The sequence below is a fragment of the Actinoplanes sp. CA-051413 genome, assembly GCF_050955795.1.
Taxonomy (GTDB): Bacteria; Actinomycetota; Actinomycetes; order Mycobacteriales; family Micromonosporaceae; genus Actinoplanes.
On the sequence record NZ_CP192100.1, the window covers coordinates 6815003 to 6835775 of the forward strand.

At 71.9% G+C, this 20773-nt stretch carries 21 protein-coding genes; 8 read left to right on the forward strand and 13 right to left on the reverse strand.

Features of this window, described 5'->3' with window-relative positions; translation table 11 throughout:
- Window positions 1–20: 20 nt before the first annotated feature.
- Entirely contained in the window at window positions 21–1268 is a 1248-nt protein-coding gene (locus ACQP2Y_RS32110) for a PP2C family protein-serine/threonine phosphatase (protein ID WP_433719204.1), read from the forward strand.
- Between the two features lie 42 nt (window positions 1269–1310).
- Window positions 1311–1874: a DUF5709 domain-containing protein gene (locus ACQP2Y_RS32115; RefSeq protein WP_433719206.1), complete on the forward strand. Its 564-nt coding sequence runs from the start codon at window positions 1311–1313 to the stop codon at window positions 1872–1874.
- Here the strand turns inward: ACQP2Y_RS32115 and ACQP2Y_RS32120 are convergent.
- Window positions 1871–2719: a transglutaminase-like domain-containing protein gene (locus ACQP2Y_RS32120; RefSeq protein ID WP_433719207.1), complete on the reverse strand. Its 849-nt coding sequence runs from the start codon at window positions 2717–2719 to the stop codon at window positions 1871–1873. The two genes, ACQP2Y_RS32115 and ACQP2Y_RS32120, sit on opposite strands and share 4 nt — an antisense overlap.
- Before the next feature lie 98 nt (window positions 2720–2817).
- Here ACQP2Y_RS32120 and ACQP2Y_RS32125 point away from each other — a divergent pair, with 98 nt between their 5' ends.
- Window positions 2818–3486, forward strand: coding sequence for a hypothetical protein (locus ACQP2Y_RS32125; RefSeq protein ID WP_433719209.1), 669 nt, complete (start codon window positions 2818–2820; stop codon window positions 3484–3486).
- On the opposite strand, the gene ACQP2Y_RS32130 is transcribed toward ACQP2Y_RS32125, so the two are convergent.
- Window positions 3452–3805, reverse strand: a complete 354-nt coding sequence (locus ACQP2Y_RS32130; RefSeq protein WP_433719211.1) for a hypothetical protein — start codon at window positions 3803–3805, stop codon at window positions 3452–3454. The genes ACQP2Y_RS32125 and ACQP2Y_RS32130 overlap by 35 nt on opposite strands.
- A 392-nt stretch (window positions 3806–4197) precedes the next feature.
- Here ACQP2Y_RS32130 and ACQP2Y_RS32135 point away from each other — a divergent pair, with 392 nt between their 5' ends.
- From ACQP2Y_RS32135 to ACQP2Y_RS32155, 5 genes are read left to right on the forward strand one after another with little or no spacing between them, the layout of a single operon-like run.
- Window positions 4198–4515 (forward strand): chorismate mutase, encoded by a 318-nt coding sequence (locus ACQP2Y_RS32135; RefSeq protein ID WP_433719214.1) that lies wholly within the window; start codon window positions 4198–4200, stop codon window positions 4513–4515.
- On the forward strand, window positions 4515–5792 hold the full coding sequence (locus ACQP2Y_RS32140; protein WP_433719216.1) for a hypothetical protein: 1278 nt from the start codon (window positions 4515–4517) through the stop codon (window positions 5790–5792). The genes ACQP2Y_RS32135 and ACQP2Y_RS32140 overlap by 1 nt, the downstream gene beginning before the upstream one ends.
- A complete protein-coding gene (locus ACQP2Y_RS32145; protein WP_433719219.1) occupies window positions 5789–6682 on the forward strand; it encodes a hypothetical protein in 894 nt (297 codons plus the stop codon). Before ACQP2Y_RS32140 ends, ACQP2Y_RS32145 begins: the two co-directional genes overlap by 4 nt.
- On the forward strand, window positions 6679–7032 hold the full coding sequence (locus tag ACQP2Y_RS32150; protein ID WP_433719221.1) for a hypothetical protein: 354 nt from the start codon (window positions 6679–6681) through the stop codon (window positions 7030–7032). Before ACQP2Y_RS32145 ends, ACQP2Y_RS32150 begins: the two co-directional genes overlap by 4 nt.
- On the forward strand, window positions 7029–8222 hold the full coding sequence (locus ACQP2Y_RS32155; RefSeq protein WP_433719224.1) for a hypothetical protein: 1194 nt from the start codon (window positions 7029–7031) through the stop codon (window positions 8220–8222). Before ACQP2Y_RS32150 ends, ACQP2Y_RS32155 begins: the two co-directional genes overlap by 4 nt.
- Before the next feature lie 49 nt (window positions 8223–8271).
- On the opposite strand, the gene ACQP2Y_RS32160 is transcribed toward ACQP2Y_RS32155, so the two are convergent.
- From ACQP2Y_RS32160 to ACQP2Y_RS32210, 11 genes are all read right to left on the reverse strand, one after another.
- Complete coding sequence (locus ACQP2Y_RS32160) at window positions 8272–8703, reverse strand: hypothetical protein (RefSeq protein WP_433719227.1); 432 nt, start codon at window positions 8701–8703, stop codon at window positions 8272–8274.
- 31 nt (window positions 8704–8734) lie between these two features.
- Window positions 8735–9577 carry a phosphotransferase gene (locus tag ACQP2Y_RS32165; protein ID WP_433719229.1) on the reverse strand — a complete coding sequence of 281 codons (843 nt, stop codon included), beginning with the start codon at window positions 9575–9577 and terminating at the stop codon, window positions 8735–8737.
- 62 nt (window positions 9578–9639) lie between these two features.
- Window positions 9640–10335: a hypothetical protein gene (locus tag ACQP2Y_RS32170; protein ID WP_433719231.1), complete on the reverse strand. Its 696-nt coding sequence runs from the start codon at window positions 10333–10335 to the stop codon at window positions 9640–9642.
- Window positions 10332–11300 (reverse strand): NAD-dependent epimerase/dehydratase family protein, encoded by a 969-nt coding sequence (locus ACQP2Y_RS32175; protein WP_433719233.1) that lies wholly within the window; start codon window positions 11298–11300, stop codon window positions 10332–10334. Before ACQP2Y_RS32175 ends, ACQP2Y_RS32170 begins: the two co-directional genes overlap by 4 nt.
- A complete protein-coding gene (locus tag ACQP2Y_RS32180; protein WP_433719236.1) occupies window positions 11297–12616 on the reverse strand; it encodes a nucleotide sugar dehydrogenase in 1320 nt (439 codons plus the stop codon). The genes ACQP2Y_RS32175 and ACQP2Y_RS32180 overlap by 4 nt, the downstream gene beginning before the upstream one ends.
- A 23-nt stretch (window positions 12617–12639) precedes the next feature.
- On the reverse strand, window positions 12640–13671 hold the full coding sequence (locus ACQP2Y_RS32185; protein WP_433719237.1) for an endo alpha-1,4 polygalactosaminidase: 1032 nt from the start codon (window positions 13669–13671) through the stop codon (window positions 12640–12642).
- The gene (locus tag ACQP2Y_RS32190) at window positions 13668–14567 is read right to left on the reverse strand and encodes an NAD-dependent epimerase/dehydratase family protein (protein WP_433719239.1); all 900 of its coding nucleotides are present in this window, start codon (window positions 14565–14567) and stop codon (window positions 13668–13670) included. Before ACQP2Y_RS32190 ends, ACQP2Y_RS32185 begins: the two co-directional genes overlap by 4 nt.
- A complete protein-coding gene (locus tag ACQP2Y_RS32195) occupies window positions 14564–15289 on the reverse strand; it encodes a sugar phosphate nucleotidyltransferase (protein WP_433719241.1) in 726 nt (241 codons plus the stop codon). The genes ACQP2Y_RS32190 and ACQP2Y_RS32195 overlap by 4 nt, the downstream gene beginning before the upstream one ends.
- 28 nt (window positions 15290–15317) lie before the next feature.
- Window positions 15318–16841, reverse strand: a complete 1524-nt coding sequence (locus tag ACQP2Y_RS32200; RefSeq protein ID WP_433719244.1) for a hypothetical protein — start codon at window positions 16839–16841, stop codon at window positions 15318–15320.
- Entirely contained in the window at window positions 16838–18400 is a 1563-nt protein-coding gene (gene pelF / locus ACQP2Y_RS32205; protein ID WP_433719247.1) for a GT4 family glycosyltransferase PelF, read from the reverse strand. Before pelF ends, ACQP2Y_RS32200 begins: the two co-directional genes overlap by 4 nt.
- 27 nt (window positions 18401–18427) lie before the next feature.
- Window positions 18428–20569 (reverse strand): hypothetical protein, encoded by a 2142-nt coding sequence (locus ACQP2Y_RS32210; protein WP_433719250.1) that lies wholly within the window; start codon window positions 20567–20569, stop codon window positions 18428–18430.
- Window positions 20570–20773 lie beyond the last annotated feature (204 nt).

The following is a 20773-nucleotide window of genomic DNA, read 5'->3' on the forward strand; positions in this document are numbered from 1 at the left end:
GAACGGCGAAGGGGGTCGGTATGAGCGGGTTGGGGTCACTGCGGCAGCTGCTGCAGGAGGCCCATCACGCCCGCCCGCAGGACCTGCCGGAGATGGCGATGCGCGTCGCGCCCCAGGTCGGCGCCACCGCGGTGGTGATCTACGTCGTCGATCACCAGCAGCGCGAGCTGCGGCCGCTGCCGGGCGGCTCGACCCCGGCCCGGAAGCCGCTGATGATCGACGGCACCCGGGCCGGGCAGGCGTACACGAGGTCGGTGCCCTGCCCCGCAGCTGAGGACGAGGGCGCGGGGCTGTGGGTGCCGATCCTCGACGGTGTCGAGCGGCTGGGCGTGCTGGAGGTCGCCGCCGGCACGCCGCTGGACGACCGGGCCGTCGACGACTGCATGACCCTGGCCTCGCTGTTCGCCGAGCTGCTGATCACCCGTGCGCAGTACAGCGACATGCTGGAGAAGGTGCGCCGTCGTAAGCCCATGCAGCTGGCCGCGGAGCTGTTGCGCGGCCAGCTGCCGCCGCTGTCGTTCTCCACCGGGCACGTGCTGATCAGCGGAATGCTGGAGCCCTGCTACGACGTCGGCGGGGACGCCTTCGACTACGCGGTCAACGGCGACACCGCGCACCTGGCCCTCTTCGACGCCACCGGGCACGGCTCGGCCGGCGGGATGCGGTCGGTCATGCTGGTGTCGCTGGCGCTGGCGGCGTACCGCAATGCCCGTCGCCTCGATCTTGACCTCATCGCCACGTACCACCACATCGACGCCGCGATCCGCGACCACGACCGGTCCGGCCTGATCACCGCCGTGCTCGCGGAGCTGGACCAGCGCACCGGCCGGCTGCGGGTGATCTCCGCGGGCCACCCGAGCGGGATGGTGCTGCGCGACGGCCAGGTGGTCAGGGTCCTGCCCACCCCCACCGCCCTGCCGGTCGTCCTCGGGGATCAGCGCCCGCCGCTGGTCATCGAGGAGCAGCTGATCCCCGGCGACCTGGTGCTGTTGCACACCGACGGCATCACCGAGGCCCGCTCCCCCGACGGCGGGGAGTTCGGTCTCGACCGGCTGGTGAGCTTCGCGTGCCGGGCCGCCGCCGAGGACGTGCCGCTGCCGGAGACCACCCGCCGGCTGGTCCACGCCATCCTCGATCACCAGCACGGCCATCTGCAGGACGACGCCACCATCCTGATCGCGCAATGGCTGAGCCCGGCGCCGCCGCACGCCGACGCCGAGCCGGTCGCGGCACCGACGCGCGCGCCGCTCGACCTCCCGGACTCCTGACCCGGATGCATGGCCGGCCGCCGAACGGGTACGCACCCCCGCATGCGAGACAACGACTACCCCACCCCGGCGTCCGACCCCGAGGCCGAGGGCCTGCCCGGCACCGCGGACGACGACTCGACCGCCTACGACGACGTCGAGACCGGCCGGTGGGCCGACGGCCCGGACCCTGCGGCGCTGCCCGCCGACCACCCGATGGCGGTCGACCGGTACGGCACCACCGCGGAGGAACAGCGCGCCGGTGAGTCGCTGGACAACCGCCTCGCCCAGGAGCAGCCGGACATCCAGCCGGAGGAGCCGCTGGAGTCCCCCGGCCCGCTGGCCGACGAGGCGATCGACGAGCAGGGCGCGGCCCAGGCCCGGCTGGACGCCGACGTGTACGGCGAGAGCCCGACCTCCGACCCGAACTCTCCGGTCTCGCTGTACGACCACGGTCAGCTCGACGGCACCTCGCCCGAGCCGGTGGGCCGGCTGGTGGAGCCGGACGAGGGCTACGGCTACGACGCCGAGCCGGACAACGTGGCGTACGACGCGGGCGCGGCGGGCGGCGGGGCCAGCGCCGAGGAGCTCGCCGTCCATGAGACCGAGGCGCCCGGCTACCGCTAGACCAGGGCCTCCTTGCGCCCGTGCTGGACGTTGAACACCTCGGCCGGCACCCGCAACCGCTCGTCGGCCAGCAGCCGCCGGACGTCCGCCATGGACGGCCCGGCGGTTGCGGCGGCCAACTCGTCGAACAGCGCCACGTCAACCGTGTCCTCAGGCTCCGGCATCGCGCCCCACAGGTCCCAGGGCAGCAACTCCACGTTGTCCAGAGCCGCGGCGTCCCGCATCAGGTTGGCCGCGATCCACCAGGCCCCGGCCTCGTTGATCACGGTCAGCCCGAACCGGTCCGGATCGGCCTGACCGGCCCGGGTCCGCGTCCAGGCGTCCCCGGCGATCACAAACTGGTCCCGCGGCACATCGGTCAGGTCGAAACCCAGCCCAAGGTGCTTGCGCTGCACCTCGTCGATCTGCGCGTCGAGCAGCTTCCACCGGCCGCCGTCGAGATACTCGGCCACCCAGTGGTCCTCGAACCAGCCGGGCTTGAAATAGGCGCCGAAGCCGCACCGCGCCCGGGCCGGCACGCCCCGCGCCCGGAACAGGGCGACAGCCATGACCGAGAACCCCCGGCAGTTCGTGGCGATCCGCCGCTCGGGCGCGCGCGGCACGTCCAGCGGCCGGTCGTCACGCGCGCTGACCGCGTCGAGGACCTGCTCGACCCGTCGCAGGTTGACCCGGTCACGGTCCGGCTCGGCCAGCGTCACGCCGTACGCGTCGGCCCAGAACTCGTGGATCAGCAGGCCCTGCACGACCCGGGCGATCCCGGCCGCGTCGGCCGGAAGCCCGTCGAGCAGGCCCGCGTACTTGCCGGCAGCCGTCATGACGCCCGGCTCCACCCATTCGGTGACCATCACCGTCTCCTCCCGTGGTTGCGATCACCCCACCGAACCGTCCGCCCCTGGGGCCGGGTCAAGCATTCTTGTCGTACCACCATGGTCGGATGTTTCTCGTGCGCTACCGACGACACGACACCGAGTTCCGGCTCCTCGACGTCCCCGACGAGCTGGTGCCGGCCGTCCGCAAGGCGGCCTTCACCGAGGCTGACGGTCACTGGAGCAGGAGCTTCCCCGCCGAGGTGGCCCACCTGGACGAGGCCTGGGCAAACTTTCAGCGGCTGATCGAGCCGGCTCTGCGCCAGATCGCCGGGCTGGAGCCGGTGCCGTGGCAGGAGGCCCTCAGCGAGGTCTGCCACCGGCTCGACGGCGCCGGGGTGGACTGGTGGCTGACCGGGAGCGCGGCCCTCGCTGTCCGAGGCCTGCCGATCTCGCCGGTCGACCTGGACCTGGTCGTGGCCGACGCGGACGCCCGGCGGGTCGGTGACCTGCTGCTGGACGGGCTGATCGAGCCGGTCGCCCGGGTCGACTGGTTCTGCCGGTGGTTCGGGCGGGCGATGCTCGGGGCGCGGGTGGAGTGGGTCGGAGGGGTCGGGCCGGGTGCCGACCAGCCGGAGATCACCGACTTCGGGCCGGTGGCGGCCGGGCGGCTGGAGGTCGTGCGATGGGAGGGGTACGAGATCCGGGTGCCGCCGATGGAGCTGCAGCGCGCGGTGAGCGTCCGGCGGGGGCTGGTGGAGCGCGTGCGCCTCATCGACAGACAACCGCGAACGACAAGACCATGAAGAACGCCGCGTACATCGACACCAGGACGGCCACGGAGGCCCGGACGGCACCTTCGAGCCGGGAGTGGCCCTGCCAGGTCTCGGCCAGACACTGCTCGGCGATGACGCAGCCCACCCAGAGCAGGGTCAGGAGGGGGAAGAGGAGGTCCCAGATGGGGCTCGGGTAGGCGCTGGCGTTGCCGCTGCCGCCGTAGTTCGGGCAGTCCTGCTGCGTGCTGACCGGGTCGAGGTAGATGAGGAGCGCGGTCAGGAGCAGGCCGCCGACGACGAAGGCCCACAGACCGGCCAGCGGCGACGATCTAGCCTGGTCGTGGTCCATCCGCGGCATGGTACGAACGGCCCGCCAGCGACCTCAGGCCGGCCGGTCCGGGCGGCCCTGCCCTCCAGGGCTCTGCCGGTCCCCCGGTCCTGCCTGCCTCTCGGCCCTTCCACCTCGCGGGCCAGCTCGTCTCTCGCCCTGCCCACCTTTCGGCCCCGCTGACACCTCGGCCCTCCTACTCTGCGGCCTTGCCCACCCCGCGGCTCCGCTCACCTGGGGCACTGCCGACCCTGCGGCCCTGTCTGCCTCGCAGCCCTTCCATCTCGGGGCCCTACCCGTCTCTCGACCCTGCCCACCTCTCGGCCTCGCCCATCCCGCGGCCTCGCCCACCCCGCGGCTCGGCCGACCCCGGTGCCCCCTGTCGGGTTGGTGGGCGTGGGAGGATGTCCGACATGGTCGATGCGACGTCGCTGGACGAGATCAGGGCGGCGATCGATGCCGTGGACGCCGAGCTCGTTCGGCTGCTGGCCCGTCGCGAGAGCCTGGTGCGGCAGGCCGCGCCCCTCAAGCGGGATGCGCCCGCCGTGCAGGCTCCCGGGCGTGTCGAGCAGGTTGTCGGCCGGGCCCGGGCGCAGGCCACCGCCGCCGGTGCTGATCCGGATGTCGTCGAGCGGATCTACCGGGCGATGATCCAGGCCTTCATCGACATGGAGCTCACCGAGCACCACCGGGTCACGGCCCGTTCGTCGGACAATGGAGTGATCGAGTGATGAAGTCCGTGCCACCCGGGTCTTTCAGTGCGCGCGAGCGGTGGGTGCTGCTGGTCGCGAGCGCTTGGCTGGTCAGCGGGCTGCAGCTCGACGCGTACGCGCATGCGACGACGCCCGAGCTGGAGACGTTCTGGACGCCGTGGCACGGGGTGCTCTACTCCGGCATCGCCGTCTCCGGGTTGACGCTGGTGTGGCTCATGCGGCCGCGGCTGCCGGTGATCCCGACGTACGGCACGATCTTGGCCCTGCCCAACGCCCTGCGGATCCCGATCGCCGGCATGGCGTTGCTGCTGGTCGGCGGCGGGGTGGACACGCTGTGGCACAACGTCTTCGGCATCGAGCGGGGCCTGGAGATCTTCGTCAGCCCGAGCCACGAGTTGATCATCCTGGGCATGGCCCTGGTCGCCGCCGGCCCGGCCCTGATGCTCGCCGGCAAGCCGGGCCGCGGTCTGTCGGTGGCGGACGGCACCCTGGCCACCATGTCGGCGCTGCTGTCTGTGCTGCCGCTGCACATCTACTCGCTGCACGCATCCGCGCTGGGCACCATGTACTACGGCGAGCCCGGCGACGGCACGGTCCGGATCTTCTCGTTCGACGCCCAGGTGATGCACGGGTACCTGTTCAGCACGGTGCTGCTGTTCCTGCCGATCCTGATCATGGGCCGACGCTGGCGGCTGCCGATCGGCGTGCCGACTGTGCTGGTGGCGGTGCCGGCGGTGCTGATGCACCTGATGTTCTCGTCGGAGGCTGGCTGGTGGCTGGCGCTGACGGTCTCCGGCGCGGCGGCCGGGGCCGAGCTGGTGCTGCGGCTGGCCGGGCGGGTGGTGCGGTGGTCGGCGGACGCCCGCTGGTTCGCGGCCGGCCTGGTGGCGCCGCTGATCGTGTGGGGAACGGTGCTGGTGGCGGCGGCCCAGACGGTCGGGGTCGGGTGGAATGTGCACATGGTCAGCGGGCTGCTCACGCTGGTCGCGATCATGGGCGGGCTGACGGCGCTGATCGCCCGCCGGGTGCAACCCGCTCCTGCGCAGGGCGCATACCTGACCGGCTCGCCGGCCCAAGCATCAACCGAGTCACCCGTCGCAGCGTCGGCTGAATCGCGCGCCGGCTCGGGGCCGGCTGAGTCGCCCGCCGGGTCGACGCCAACCGAATCGCCCGCCGGGTCTTCCGCCGACGCCGGCATCGCGGCGCCTGGCGGGAAAGCCGCAGGCGCACAGACCACTGCCACGGCCGGCGCCTCGGCCGACGACGAGTCCCGGACCGGTGTGCCGGCGTCGTGAGGCTCCTGCGCTACTTCGGTTTTCTGCTCCTGGTTTCGAGTGGACTCCTGCTGACCACAGCGTCGCCGGCCGCAGCCCACGCCGGCGGTCTGACCGCCACCGACGCCCGCAGCCGGGTGGTCGCCGTGACACCCGCCCTTCCCGGCCTGGTGATCACCGCGATCGAGGACGGCGCCCGGCTGCGGCTGCGCAACGGCACGGCGTTCCCGGTCACCGTGCCCGGTGGTGGCGGTCCGGCGACCCCGGCGGTGGTCGCGCCCGGACGGGAGCTGACCTGGATCGACACCAGGAGCAGCCCGGACGGGCGCACGGTCCGCGCGGGAAGCACGCAAGCCTGGTCGCTGGTCCTGGACGCCGGCGGTACGCCCGTGACAGTCACCGGGGAACTCGTCGGTGAACAACCTCCGACACCCGCGCCGTGGTGGGCGGCTGTGCTGGTGACTGCTGTGGCCGTACCCCTGGTGTCGCGTCGCCTGCGCCGCCCCGACCTGGCGCTGGCCGCGGCCGGTCTTGCCGCCATGGCCGCGTCCGTGGTTCATGTCGCCGGTTCGACCATGGCTGTCGAGTCGGCGCCGCTGCTGGGCACCTTTCTCAGCGCGTGCGGGATCAACCTGCTGAACTGGCCGCTGATCGTAGGCGGAACGGTAGCGGTGCTGCGGGGCCGGCCCGCCGGGGTGCTCGCGATCTGTGCCGGAGCGGCGCTGACCGCGGTGTTCGTACTGCCCGACGTGACCTCGCTGCACCGGGCGGTGCTGCCGTTCGCGGGTCCGGCGGTCGTCGAGCGGCTGCTGGTGGTGGTGACGCTGGGCGCCGGGGTGGGTGTGGCGGTGGCGGGCGCTTCGGTGCTGCGTACCCTCGCGCAGCGGTCTCTCGCCGGGGAGCGCGCGTGAAACGCCTGCTTGTTGTCGCGCTGCTCGCTGGCTGCAGCAGCAGCCCCGCCGCGCAGCCGGCGACCACTGGTTGTGCCTCGGCCGCGCCCAACAGTGTTGTGGTGACCGCGGCGGTCCGGGATGGCCGGGCGGAGCCGGCGCCGCACCGGGTCAAGGTGCCGCTGGGCAGCGCCGTGCTGCTGCGGGTGGAGGCCGACGCGGACGCGGAGGTGCACGTCCACGGGTACGACCTGGAAACCGAGGCCAAGCCCGGAAGCGCCGGTTGCGTGAGTTTCGTGGCGGACCGCAGCGGCCTGTTCGACGTCGAGGCGCATCCCGAAACGCTGCTGGTGCAACTCGAGGTGCGGTGACGGTCCTCGCCCACGGGGTCGGCCAGTCGCAGGACCTGCCCCTGCCGCTCGACCTGGTCCTGCAGACGGGCGCGGCCACGGTGGTGGTCTCGTTCCTGGTCGTGGCGGTCTGGTGGAAACGCCCCCGCCTGCGCCTCGCCGAAGGACCCGAGCGACCGGTCCGGGAGAGTCCGCTCCGGTGGCTCGTCCTCGCGGTGACCCTGTACCTGGTCGGCAACGCGCTTCTCGGGCCGCGCGGGCCGGAGAACCCGGCCGGGCATGCGCTGTTCGTGTGGCTGTGGGTGGGGCTGGTGCCGGTCAGCGTCGTGTTCGGGCCGGTCTGGCGGCAGGTCAACCCGCTGCGCACCCTGTTCCGGTTGCTGCGGCTGCCGGCCGCCGGACTGCGGCCGATCGCCCCAGGGCCGGCGAGCCGATGGCCGGCGGCGATCGCCCTGCTGGCGTTCGTCTGGCTCGAACTCGTGGCGCCACATCGGGGCGAGCCGGTCGTGGTGGGTGGCTGGCTGCTGGGGTACGGGCTGGTGCAGCTGGCCTGCGCGGCGGTGCGCGGGGAGGAGTGGTTCGCGCGGGGCGACTGCTTCGAGGTCTACTCGGAGCTGGCCGGCCGGCTGAGCCCGCTGCGCCACCGCAACCCACTCGCCGGCGTGGCCCACACCGCGCCGGGGCCGGGCCTGGCCGCGTTCCTGGCGGTGTGGTGGGGCTCGACGATCTTCGACAGCGCGTCGGGCTCGCCGGCCTGGGCGGCCTTCCTGCAAAGAGCGGGCAACCCGATCCTGTACGGGAGTGCCGGCCTGATCCTGCTGTGCGCGATCGTGCTGGTGAGCGTCCGCGTGTTGTCCGGACGGCTGGACGTGACCGCGTCCCTGATCCCGATCGCGGTCGGCTACACGCTGGCCCACTATTTGTCGTTGCTGCTGGTCGAGGCGCCCCGAGGAGTGCTGCTGATGGTGCAGCAGTGGGGTCTGGCCGGGGGCGTCGAGTGGAACGTGGCTCCGACGCCGGGCGTGATCGCCGCAGCGCAGATCACGTTGATCCTGATCGGCCACGTGCTGGGTGTGGTGGTGGCCCACGACATGGCGCTGACGGCGGCCCCGGAACGCCCGCCGCTGGCGACGCTGGCCGACGAACTACCGGTGGTGCTGCTGATGATCGGCTACACGTGGGCGGGATTGTTCCTGCTCTTCGTCCGCTGAGCCGGCCTCAGAACATCAGGCGGTTGGCGAACTCGGTGCACCTCTTGAGTCACCCGGTCGGATCCGGACGGCGGCGGAGGTCGGCGTGGGCCGTGCGCAGGCCGTCGACCCGCTTGTCGGTGCCCGGCGGGCTCAGCCGGTCGAGCTCCTGCCACGCATCCTCCAGCGCCTGCTCCAGCCCCACGTGCTGCCGCCGGAACTCCGCACGCAGCTTGTCGATCCGCCTGATCCAGCCGGCCGCCGCCGGGTTCTGCCGGTCGGCTGAAGAAAGGTCGGCGGCAGGACGGTCGGCGGCAGGAAAAGCGGCAGGACGGGTCGCGCCCATCGGCACGATCGCCGCCAGCGGGCGGCCATCCTCGGTCACTACAGTGGTCTGGTTGGTCAGGCCGGCGAGCCGGGCGAGCTGCACAAAACGCGTGCGAGCCTCCACCAGCGACAACTCCAGGCGTGGATGCGGCAACGGGGTGGCGGGTTCAGCCATACCCCGATGATGCCGTCACCCTCTGACATTTCTAGGCCAGAAGGTCGGCGATCATCCGGTGGCCTTGGGCTTCGAACGCCTCATCACCCACTTTGCAGGCCCACGCGGCGGTCCCGATCGCCTCGCGGACCTGGTTACGGCGCCACGCGCCCGCCTCGCGCGGGTCAGTGCCGTACCCGTCCAGAAAGGCGGCCTCGAGGCCAGGATCGCGGTGGAAGTCCTGAACGGCCAGCCGAGCCAAGTCGGTGAGTGCGGGCCGCAGCGCCGCCCGGCCGAAGTCGATGACGCCCACGACGTCGTCGTGAACGAGCCAGTTCCGGGGCTGCCAGTCGCCATGGGTGGGTACCAGGGTCGCCGGCGGCGTCGGCCAGGCAGCGATCTCAGCTCGCAGCCGCGCCACGATGCTCGCCTGGATGCGGTGTGGTCCGTTGAGCCAGGCCAGCGCCTTCTCGCTCGCGCGCCTCTCGTAGTCGTCGTCCGTGACGGCGGTCTGGGAGTGCAGCAGGGCCAGCAGCTCACCGGCCTGCCGGTAGGTGCCGGGGTCGGCGGCGTGCTTGCTGCCGAGCACCAGCTCACCGGGGAGGTAGCGAGTGACGAGTATCTTCGCGTCCGCACTGGCCTGGACCATGGTCGGTGCGCGGCCCCGGCTGGTCCAGGGCCGTAGCCAATTGAGGTGAGCGTGGAGCTCCCGCGCGATGTGATGGTCGTCGTCACCGCCGGCTTTGACGATGAACCGGGACCCGGCGCAGGTCATCTCGAGGACCGTGGTCTCCACCAGGCCCCAGCTGTGATCCTTCTCGACGACCGCGCCGGGAAGCCACCGATCCACCAGCGCCTGCTGCTGCGCGGAGAGCTTCCCGAGAGCTGAGGTCACCGCGGGATCATATGAGACGCAGGGTGAGCGGGGCCCGGCCGGCAAGCCGGGCCCCACTGCTTTCAGACCCGGGACAGCGCCCGGTCGCTCACCACGCACTGCATGCCGAACTGCCGGGCCCGGCGCACCGCGAAGTCCGTCAGACCCGGTGAGTCCGCGTAGTCCAGCGCGTACAGGTCCACTTCCAGCTGGAGCAGCTGCTCGGCAATCTGGGCGTGGAACTCCAGCACGTCCGCCGGCCACGGCGCGTAGCCCTCGTCCGTCCAGCGGGCCGAGAACGACTCGAAGACCACCCCGTCGACCAGCTCCCCGAGTCTGGGCAGCATGCCGAACCCTCGGTTGGCCAGCAGGTAGCCCGGCTTGGCCTCGGTACGGATCGCCGCCACCAGCGTCAGCAGGTGCGGGACGTCCTCCGGGTAAGTCAGCTCCACGTTCAAGGTGTCCATGAACAGGCCCGCGAAGCCGGCGGCCATCGCGTCCTTGGCCTGACCGACCACGTGTTCCACCCACAGCGGGTGGCCCACCTCGACGAACGCGCCGCCCCAATCGGGGTTGCGTTCCTGGCGTTGCCACGGTGCCGGCGGGCCCTGGTCCTCCGACAGGGACAGATAGCCCAGGGTCTGTACGCCCTTGTCGGCCAGCTGGGCCAGCTCCTGCGGGGTGTAGAACTCCGGCTGGAGCACCACCCGCGGGTACGTGGCCAGCTCGTCGAGGTGCTTGTCGCCGTAGTAGAAGCAGATCGGTGGTCTCTCCGTCATGACGGCCATCCGTTTTCGCGGTACCAGGTGTACGTGCTCCGGACGCCTTCCTCCAGCGGCACCGCCGGTTCGTAGCCGGTCAGCTCGCGCAGCCGGGTCAGGTCGGGGCAGCGGCGCGGCACCGAGCCCGCCGGCGCGGCCAGTGGCTCGATCGCCGGGCTCACCCCGGCCAGCCGCAGCACCAGTTTGGCCAGGTCGCCGATGTTGGTCTCGTCGCGGTCGTTGCCGATGTGCACGATCTGCCCGGCCGCCGCCGGTGCCGCCATCAGCCGCAGCATCGCCTCGACCGCGTCGTCGACGTGGCAGAAGGCGCGGAACTGGTCGGCGCCCGGCACCTTGAACGGGTCGTCGCCGCGCAACGCCCGCAGCGACATCTCCGGGATCACGTGGTCGGCGCCCATCCGCGGGCCGTACACGTTGTGGAAGCGACCGACCACCGCGTCGAAGCCCTTGGCCCGGGCGGTGTGCAGGAACGCCGCCTCGCCGAGCAGCTTGCTGACCGCGTACGCGAAGCGGGGTGCCGTGATGTCGGAGATCATCACCGGGATGTCCTCCGGGGTCGGCACCGCGACGACGCCGGCGTCGACGCCACCGGCGTAGACCTCGCTGGTGGAGGCGAAGAAGACCCGCTCCCCCGGCACCACCCAGTCGAGCAGGTGCATGGCCGACAGCGTGTTGACCCGGACCACGCGGGCCGGGTCGGCCTCCACGTTGCGGACGCCGACGACGGCCGCGAGCAGGTAGATCTGGTCCCAGCCGTGCGGCAGCCCGGCGAAGGTGACCGGATCGGTCAGATCACCGGAGATCACGTGTACGGCGGGAGCAGCGCGCAACTCGTTCAGGTCCCGGTCCTCGCGGCCGCGGGAGAAGTCGTCCACGATGGTGACCTCGTGGCCCTCGGCGACGAGCCGGCGCGCGAGATGCAGGCCGATGAAACCCGCACCCCCGAGCAACAGAGCCCTCACGCGGTCACCGCCGAGTTGAAGCGGGGCAGGTAACCCAGGCCGGCGTACCGGATGCCGGCCGCGGTCACCGCGTCGGCGTCCAGGACCCGCCACGAGTCGTAGATGAACGCCGGCCGGGCCTCGCCCAGGATGTCCGGGATCCGGATCGCCCGGTAGTCCGGGTGGTCGTTGATGACCAGCACCGCGTCCGCATCGGCGAACGCCTTGTCCAGGCTGACCGGCTCGCCGCCGTACTGGCGGATGACGTCGTCGCTGACCATCGGGTCGTGGCCGGTGACGGTGATCCCGGCGGCGGAGAAGGCCGGCATCATCGCGGCGATCGGGGTGCCGCGCATGTCGTCGGTGGGCGGCCAGCCCTTGTACGCCCAGCCGAGCACCGCCAGCCGCGTCCCCCGGGTCTCGCCGCGGGTCTCCTGCAGCATCCGCACCACGGTCTCGGCCACGTGCACCGGCATGAACTCGTTGAGCTCGCGGGCCCGTCCGACCAGGAACGGCTCCCGGCCGCCGGCACTGTCGATCATGATGTACGGGTCCTTGGAGAGGCACCCGCCGCCGACGTACCCGGGCTTGGACAGGTCCGGGCGCGGGTAGTCCGCGTTCGCCGCCCGGATGACCTCCAGCGGGTCCAGCCCGTGCCGCTCGGCGATCAGCGCGATCTCGTTGCCGAACGAGTAGATCAGGTCGGTGTGGCAGTTGTTGGACAGCTTGACCAGCTCGGCGGTCTCCAGGTCGGAGACCTCCACGATGGTCCGGGCCAGGCCGCTGAAGAACTCGACGCCGGCCCGCAGGCTGGCCTCGTCGAGCCCGCCGATGACCTGGGGCAGCTCGACGAGCTCGCGCAGCGCCTGGCCCTGGATGGTCCGTTCCGGGGCCATCACCAGCTTGACGTCGTCGCCCCAGGCCGCGCGCAGCTCGGGCAGGACGACCCGGCGGCTGGTGCCGACCGGCACGGTGCTGCGGACCACGACCAGCGTGCCGGGGCGGCAGCGGGCGGCGACGCTGCGGGCGGCGGCGGCCAGGTTGGCCAGGTTGGGCCGGCGGGTGATGTCGTCGACCGGCGTCGACACGCTGATCACGGCCACCTCGACGGTGTCCGGCGGCAGTTCGGTGCCGACGTGGATGCGGGTGTTGATGTGCTCGGCGAACACCTCCTCGACGCCCGGCTCGAAGATGTGCGACCGGCCGTGCGACAGCGTCTCCAGCACGCCGGGCGACACGTCCGAGCCGTGCACGACGAAGCCCTTGTCCGCCAGGGCGGCGGTGAGGGTCAGCCCGACGTAGCCGAGGCCGACGACGCCGATGGTTGTGGGCGGCATGTGCCATTCCTTCCGATGCAGGTTCAGGAGCAGGGTGGGGTGAGCCGGTCGAGTTCGAGCACGGTGACCGTGCCGGCGAAACGTTCGGTGCGGTACCGGCCGCACGCCGAGCGGATGTCGGCGGGCCGGGTGGCGTAGTCGACGCTGAGCACGAACTTGCCCGCGTCGCGCAGCGCCCGGGTGTCGGCGAGGTTCTCCGCGCACCAGTCCTGCGTGCACGGCTCGTCGGTGGCGAGGAAGAACAGCTCCTCCATCGCGATGCCGTCGATCGCCGCCGTGTAGCCGGGGTGGCGGCGCAGCTCGGGCGAGTTCTGCGGGACGATCAGGAAACCCGGCTGCCGGGCTTTGGCGTACGAGCTGATCCGCGCGATGAGCGCGGCCATCTCCCGGCCCAGCGCCGCCCGGTCGCGGCCCTGGGCGTAGCCGGGGTCGATCTGCTCGTAGGCCAGCGGGGTGTCGAGGTAGACCCCGTCGAAGCTGGCCCGCAGGGCCTGGTCGACCCGGCCCCGGACGACCCGGTCCCACCAGCGTTCGTCCCAGTAGCGGACGAAGTGCTCGCCCGGCCAGTCCGTCCACTCGTTGGCGATCAGGTCGGCGGCGTCGCGGCGCAGCGCCGGATACTCCGGCCGGAAGTCCTCGATGCTGCCGATCTCGAAGTAGGCGAGGACCCGCTTGCCGGCCCGCTTGACCGTGCGGATCTCGTCGGCCCGGAAGTAGTCGGCGTGCGCGTCGCGGGCCAGGTCGACCACGGCGAGCTGGTAGGGCCCGGCGGCGATGTGGTCGAGCCGTCCCCCGGCGTACCCCTGGAGCTGGTAGGCCCAGCTGGAGATCCGCCCCGGCCCGGACTTCGACGGCAGTGGCAGGGGTGCCAGGGAGGCCGCGGGGGCGGAGACCGGCGGTGAGGAAAGTGGCGGCGCGGAGCCGGCGGGCGTCGGGGAGCCGGCGGCGGTCGGTGCACGGTCTGTCCCGGTACGGGTCACCAGGATGCCGCTGACCACCAGCGCCGCCACCACGATCACGGCCGCGAGCACGATCCCGCGCCGCCGGCGCGTCATCCGGCCTCACCGGCCGCCCAGATGTCCTTGATCGAGGTGGCCAGGTCGCGGCCCGGCGCCCAGCCCAGCTCCTCGCGGGCCCGGCGCACGTCCGCCTGGATCCAGTCCACCGCCGCCGACCGCTGCGGCCCGGCTCCCTGCTCACGGATCTCGCCGCCATAGCCGGCCGTCTCGGCCAGCAACTGCACGGCGGCCCGCGAGCGGACGGCCCGGCCGCTGCCCACGTTGAAGACCCGGTGCCGCAGCTGCGGCGGCCGCAGCACGGCCAGGACCATCGCGGCGAGGTCGCGGACGTCGACGAAGTCCCGGTACGCCGACAGCGGCCCCATGGTGATCCCGCTCGCCCCGGTGGCCAGCGCCGCGCGGATCCGGTCGGCGGCGCGACCGAGCATGTTCTCCGCCGACATGCCGGGGCCGATCGGGTTGAACACGCGCAGCGACACTGCGTCGACCAGGCCGTTCTCCCCGGCGAGCTGGAACAACCGGGTCCCGGCGAGGTGGCTGACGCCGTACGCGGCCACCGGCTGCACCGCCTCGTCCTCGGTGACGGCGTGCCCGTGCGCGACCACGCCGTACTCCCCGGCGGAGCCGAGCCGGACCAGCCGCACACCGGGCCGGGCCGCGGCGACCGCTTCCAGCAGTTTGGTCGCGACCAGGGTGTTGCCCCGGATGAGCTCGGAGTCGGTGCCGCCGAGGCGGCCGACGCAGCTGACGATCGCGGTGGGCGCGGCGTCGAGGATGACCTGGACCAGGCCGCGGTGGTCGCCGTCGATCAGGTCGTGGTCCCGGCGGCCGGGGCAGATGACCGCGCTGACCTCCGGATCGGCCTCCAGCGCGGCGCGCACGTGCCCGCCGATGAACCCGGAGGCACCGAACAGGACGACCCGCTGACTCATACGGGTTCCTTGGAGCGCGGGAGCAGGATCGGCAGCAGGGTGTCGCAGGTGCGGTTGGCCTCGTCGTAGTCCTCGGGCCGGCCGATGTCGAGCCAGAAGCCGTCGAAGGGGTAGGTGGCCGGGTGGTCACCGCAGTCGAGCAGGTCGAGCACCAGCTGGTCGAAGCCGAACGGCAGACCCGGAGGGTACGGCGTGAGCGCCTTGCGGGACATGCCGTAGACGCCCATGCTCACCGGATAGCTGAGCACCGGCTTCTCCCGGAAGCCGACGATGCGGCCCTCCTCCACGTCCAGCACCCCGAAGTCGATCTTGTGGGTCTGCGCGGCGGTGGCCACCGTCAGCGAGCTGCCGCCGAGCATGTGCTCGGTGAGCAGCGCGGCGTAGTCGAGGTCGGTCAGGATGTCGCCGTTCATCACCAGGAAGTGCTCGGGCAGCGTGTGCTTGATGCCGAACAGCGGCCCGATGGTGGACAGCGGCACGTTCTCCTCGACGTAGTCGATGCGCAGCCCCCAGCGCGCCCCGTCCCCGACGAACGCCCTGATCAGCGGGCCGAGATGGTTGATGGCCAGCGTCACGGACGTGAAGCCGAACGACGCGAGCTGATCCAGCACGATCTGCAGGATCGAATGGTTGTCACCGATCGGCATCAGCGGCTTGGGCAACGCCGTCGTGTACGGCCGCAGCCGGACGCCTTTGCCGCCGGCAAGGATCACTGCGTGCATCGCTGACCTGCCTCCCCACGTGTCGGTACTACCGGTAGTGCCGGGCCTGGCCGAGGATCGGGGCCAGGCCGAGCACAAAGAGCGCCTGGAGCAGCAGCACGCTGCCCAGGTAGAGCGAGGTGTCCACGAGCGCGGAGCCGGGGCGGCCCAGCAGCGGCGCGGTGCCGAGCAGGGCGCCCAGGCCGACGTGGACGGTGATCGCGGCGAGCATCGAGGCGCACAGCCAGCCGAAGCGCTCGCGCCCGGCGAGCAGGAAGGCCAGCAGGTATGCGCCGCCGAGCGCGACATGGGCCGCCGTCATGACGACCCCCGCGCTGGACAACAGGCCGGCCCAGAACAGCACTGCCACCATCGCCGCCGCCGGGAGCGCGGGTGCGAGCAGGCAGATCGCGACCTCCCGGGCCAGCAGCAGCCACACGCCGCGGACGAACTCCCGGGGCCGCTCGACCCGCCGGACGAGGGCGACCGCCTGCGGCCGGAACCGCTCGGCCCGCCACTCGACCACGCCCATGGTCAGGATCAGCGGCGCGGCGGCGATGGCGATGTCGAGCCGGCCCAGCAGATACGGCGCCTCGGCGTGCAGCAGGAGCGCCGCCGAGCACAGCCCGTACGCGCTCACCCCGATCAGTGCCGGCACCTCCGGTCGCAGCGCGACCCGCAGCGCGGGCTCCTGCACGGCCGGCACCCGGCCGTGGTGCACGGCGAGCAGCATCGCGATCAGGAATCCGGCCAGCACACACCCGGCTGCCACGCCGACCGACCAGAGCTTGAGCCCGGACCCGAGGACCAGGTAGGCCGCGCCGACCAGGAAGGCCGGCGTCATGGCCAGGGCCAGCCACCGTTCCCGGCGGTAGAAGACCAGCACGGTGCTGGTGAGCTGGTAGGCCACCTGACAGGTGATCATGGCGATCAGCGCGGCGCCGCCGCCGGTGAACCAGACCAGCGCGGCGCCGGCGAGGGCGCCGGCCACCGGCGCGGACCCGGCGGCCAGGGTGAGGATCCGGGCGGCGGAACGGGGCCGGCCGAGACCGAGCATCCGGTACGCCCCGTGCGCGGCGGCACCGGCCCACACCCAGCCCAGCGTGCTGGCCAGGACCAGGCCCAGCACCAGCGACCGCCGCCCGACGATCGCCAGCACCGCCGGGAACGCGGTGCTCGGCAGCACGTACAGCGGGCCGTGGGCGATCAGGCGCAGGCTCTCCCGCCAGGCCTCGGGGTCGCGGGCGGTCGCTTCGCGGGGCTTGGGCAGCTGCGGGCCGAGGCGGCGGAACACCTCGGTGGCCAGGGCGAAGACGTCGCGGTAGCCGTACTCGACGCGGGCGCCGCGGTCGGTGAGTCCGTCGGCTTCGAGGGCGGCGGCCACGTGCAGCGAGTCGACCGCCTGACCGAGCTGGGGGCGTACCCGTTCCACCAGGTCGTCCAGCGGATCGGTGGAGATCTTGGGCAGCAGCACGGTGTGCTCGCCCGGCCCGGCGGCGCGGTTCTTCGCCGCGGCCGCCATGATCGAGCCGAGCCGCTGGCGGTTCGGATCGAGCTCGCTGTCCAGACTCACCGGGACTCACCGTCCAGCTGCAGCTGCTGCCCGGCGGCGCGCTGCGTCGGGACGGCCACCCGGCCCTGGGCCTGACCGCGCAGGTGCCGCGGCGGCGGGGACGCCTTGAGCGGCGTGGCCAGCCCCTCGTAGACGTTGCGGTACATCTCCAGCGAGCGCCGCAGGGTGAAGTGTTCGAGCACCCGGGCCCGGGCCATGATGCCGAGCCGGCGGCGCATCTCGTTGTCGCGCAACAGCTTCACGCACGCCTCGGCCACGGCCGCGTAGTCGCGGGGCGGGACGACGAAGCCGGTGTCGCCCACCGCTTCCGCGACCCCGCCGACGTTGGTGCACACGGTCGGGCGCCCGCACGCCATGGCCTCCACCACCGTGTACGGGAAGCCCTCGGAGATGCTGGTCAGCGCGACGATGCTGCCCGCGTGGTACGCGTCGACGGCGTTGCCGACCCGGCCCTCCAGCACCGCGGCGCCGGTGAGGCCGAGCTCCTCGATGAGCCGCTCGCAGCTCTCGTGATAGATCCGGTTGACCGCCGGGGTGCCGCCGAAGATGCGCAGCCGGGCCTCCGGGATCTCGGCCCGGACCAGCGCGAACGCCCGGATCAGCGTGTGCAGGTCCTTGAGCGGGTCGACCCGGCCCATGTACGAGATCGTGGGCAGCTCGGGCTCGCTGGTGGCGGCCGGGAACTCCTCCGGCTCGACGCCGTTGTACATGGTCCACATGCGTTCCGGGTCGGCCCCGTTGTGCAGCTGCCAGCGCCGGTTGTACATGGAGTGCGGGGCCAGCACATCGGTGATCAGGTACGCGGCGCCGGCCAGCTGCCGGAAGAAGCTGAGCACCAGCACCCGTACCGGATGCGACGCGTCGTCGTGCAGGTGGGCGATGTAGCGCTCGCGCAGGTAGATGCCGTGCTCGGACATGACCAGCGGGGTGCCGTGCTTCCACTTGGCGGTCATGCCGACGAGCGTGGCCAGCCCGTTCATCGAGGAGTGCACGATGTCGGCCTCGACCGGGGTGGCGCTCAGCGGGCGCAGCATGTGCTCGATGAGCCAGGCCGCCTCCACGGCGTCGGCCACCGTGGGCGCCGGACCGATCTCGTCGACGCGCAGGTCGCGCCAGGCGTCGAGCATCATCGTCAGGGCCTCGTTGGACAGCAGCGCCCCGCTCAGGTCGCCGCCGTCGCTGGCGTACTCGAACATGCCGCGCAGGGCGAGCAGGAACATGCTGCGGCTGACGGCGCTCTGCTCGGAACGGGTGGCCTCCAGCGGGGTCACCAGCGCCCGCAGGAACACCTCGTACGACTCGGTGAAGGTGGCTCCGGGCCGGCGGCCCGGACCCCGCCGGGAGCGGCGGCCGGGCGGCCGCGCACCCCACAGCGGGATCGAGTGGACCTGGCCGAGGTTGGTGGGGGCCGGGAAGACGGACTGCTCGGCGCCGTCGACGGTGAGCGCGACGACATCCCAGCGGTAGTCGGGCATGCCCTTGATGAGCTGCTCGCACCACACGCTGACGCCACCCATCGCGTACGGGTAGGTGCCCTCCGACACCAGCGCGATCTTCACCGGCCCCCCTCTACCAGGTCCTGCTCGTCACAGGTGCGGGACTGCGGTGACCGTGACGGCGGTGTTCGCCGCGAGGGCGAGCGTCGTCGTCACATCGGTGCCGTACGTGCTGGCCCCGGTGCCCTGGGCGCCGCTGATCTGCACGGTGCCGGCGGCCGGCGAGGTGACCGTGATGTTGCCGGTGGACCGGTCGTAGACGGGGTCCACGCCGGCGCCGAGCTGCGCGAAGTGCGCGGTCCGGGTCGAGGTGTACGCCGCCAGCGTCGGCCAGTCCTGGTTGAGCAGCGGTACGGAGTAGAAGCCCTCGTACTTGGTCATCACGGCGTCGATCCAGTCCGTGAGCAGCGTCTTGCCGGCGCCGTAGTCCCGGACGTTGCCGATGTGGAAGGTGTGCGAGTAGATCGCGCCGGAGGACACGTGCCCGAGGGCCACGCCGGCCTCGTAGTCGATGATCTGCTCGTAGGTCAGGTTCGTGGGCCAGTACGGGAAGCGCCCGTTCGGGCCGTAGAAGGAGTTGTAGAACGCGGTCTCCTCCTGCGGCGTGGTGACGAAGTAGGCGACGTTCGTCGGCCAGTCCGGCACCACCGAGATGCTCGGCTCCATCGGGTGCACCTTGGCGGCGTTGAGGTTGGCCGGCACGTGGCTGGCGAACGACATGTTGCCGTGCAGGTACTTGACGTTGAGGTCCTTGGCCGCCCGCAGCAGCTCCGGGTTGGAGCCGGTGAGACCGTGGTCGACCGGCGGGCTGGTGTCGTCGTTCGGGTTCGGGTTGTAGACGCCCAGGCCGGAATACTCCGGGGTCTTGAGCACGCTGTCGGGGGAGGTCAGGCCGATCGCGTTGCCCGCCGCCCGGTTGTCGTTGATCTCCTGGTACGAGGTGGCGTAGCTGGTGTTGTTCAGCTCCGGGTGGTTCAGGGTGTGGTTGACCCAGCGGAACTTGTCCTTGAGGCACTTGGTCGTCGCGGTGAGCTCGGCGATGCCACCGTTGGGGCTGCACGCGCTGCCGGCGAACGGGTCGATGTCGGCCCCGTTGAACGCCACGTTGAACTTGAAGCCGGCGGCCTGCGGGTGCGCGGCGCGCAGCGCGATCTGCTGGTTGTCGAGGTTGACGGTGTCATGCCCGCTGACCTGGAAGCCCGGCGTGTACTCGACGTGGCCGTCCGGGTAGTAGTGGTCCGAGGTGTTGAACCAGTCGTCGATGTCGACGTTGAGGTGGTGGCGCTGCTCACCGAGGAACATGCCCTTGCTCGCCCACCGCAGCATGCCGTAGACCAGCAGGTCGGAGTGCGTCAGGTACTGGTTCGAGGTGAACGTCAGCGCGAGCCGCTCGCGGCCGTCGGTGGAGGTGGTGCGCACGCCGAGCACATCCGAGCCGTTGGTGATGGTGGCCTCGGCGCCGCAGCCCGGGGTGATCGCGGTGCGGTAGACGTACGACTGCACCAGCGGGATCTGGGCGGTGCTCTTCAGGTAGTCGAAGACGCCCGCGCCGGTCGCGGTGAGCGACAGGTTGATCGGGGTGCTGCCGACGCCGGTCTCACCGTTGGAGGTGAGGCAGTAGTTCTCGGGCCAGGTGCCGTAGCTGGTGTAGAGGGCGGCCTGGCGGACCCCGAAGTTGCGCTCGTACGCCCAGAGGATGTTCCACTCCGCGGGGTCGAGGCCGCTGAGGTAGCTGCCGTTGGACTCGTACACCTGCATGCTGTTGGTGAGCAGGATCGCGTTGTAGCGGCCGACGCCGTCGGGGCGCACGAGGGTGCCGGTGGTCAGCGGCGTGGTGGAGTCGTAGAGCACGTCGTAGGAAGCGCCGACGCGGTCCAATGTGGTCTTCCAGGTGGCGACGCCGAAGTCGTTGGCGTCGGTGCCGATGACCAGCGCGCGCAGGGCGACCTGGTCGTTGAGACCGGCCGCCGCGGCGGCGGCCCGGGCCGGCTTGGCCGGCTTGACGACCTTGACGCTGCCGGCGCGCTTGGGCAGCGGGGCGGGGCGCGCCTCGGTGGGCCGGGCGACCTGGGCCAGACCGGGCACGCTCGGTGGTTGAACGGCGGGCTTGCCGAGCGCGCCGGTCGCCTGGGCCGCAGCGGGGCTCGAGGCGCCGAGCAGCACTGTCACGACAGCCGTCGCGACGAGGGCGATGCGCGTCGATCGACGGCGCGCGGGACGAGTGGGGACCATCCAGTACCTCCAGAGCAGGGGAGGATCAGCACAGGTGCCGTTAAGGAAATTGACACAGAGCGATCCCGGAGGTGGCCCACGATGAAGCCACGATGGACGGTAGCAACGATCGGCGGGACATTCGATGTCCCGTGGCTGACCCGGTTCAGCCGTTGACCCGTCCACGTAGGAGTGCTAGCGCCGTCAATTTCCCGGCGCTGTTTT

Bases quoted from the DNA above. Each gene is read 5' to 3' on its own strand.
- ACQP2Y_RS32110 (WP_433719204.1), top strand. From the start codon at position 21: ATGAGCGGGTTGGGGTCACTGCGGCAGCTGCTGCAGGAGGCCCATCAC.
- ACQP2Y_RS32115 (WP_433719206.1), top strand. From the start codon at position 1,311: ATGCGAGACAACGACTACCCCACCCCGGCGTCCGACCCCGAGGCCGAG.
- ACQP2Y_RS32120 (WP_433719207.1), bottom strand. From the start codon at position 2,719: ATGGTCACCGAATGGGTGGAGCCGGGCGTCATGACGGCTGCCGGCAAG.
- ACQP2Y_RS32130 (WP_433719211.1), bottom strand. From the start codon at position 3,805: ATGGACCACGACCAGGCTAGATCGTCGCCGCTGGCCGGTCTGTGGGCC.
- ACQP2Y_RS32135 (WP_433719214.1), top strand. From the start codon at position 4,198: ATGGTCGATGCGACGTCGCTGGACGAGATCAGGGCGGCGATCGATGCC.
- ACQP2Y_RS32140 (WP_433719216.1), top strand. From the start codon at position 4,515: ATGAAGTCCGTGCCACCCGGGTCTTTCAGTGCGCGCGAGCGGTGGGTG.
- ACQP2Y_RS32160 (WP_433719227.1), bottom strand. From the start codon at position 8,703: ATGGCTGAACCCGCCACCCCGTTGCCGCATCCACGCCTGGAGTTGTCG.
- ACQP2Y_RS32170 (WP_433719231.1), bottom strand. From the start codon at position 10,335: ATGACGGAGAGACCACCGATCTGCTTCTACTACGGCGACAAGCACCTC.
- ACQP2Y_RS32180 (WP_433719236.1), bottom strand. From the start codon at position 12,616: ATGCCGCCCACAACCATCGGCGTCGTCGGCCTCGGCTACGTCGGGCTG.
- ACQP2Y_RS32185 (WP_433719237.1), bottom strand. From the start codon at position 13,671: ATGACGCGCCGGCGGCGCGGGATCGTGCTCGCGGCCGTGATCGTGGTG.
- ACQP2Y_RS32190 (WP_433719239.1), bottom strand. From the start codon at position 14,567: ATGAGTCAGCGGGTCGTCCTGTTCGGTGCCTCCGGGTTCATCGGCGGG.
- ACQP2Y_RS32195 (WP_433719241.1), bottom strand. From the start codon at position 15,289: ATGCACGCAGTGATCCTTGCCGGCGGCAAAGGCGTCCGGCTGCGGCCG.
- ACQP2Y_RS32210 (WP_433719250.1), bottom strand. From the start codon at position 20,569: ATGGTCCCCACTCGTCCCGCGCGCCGTCGATCGACGCGCATCGCCCTC.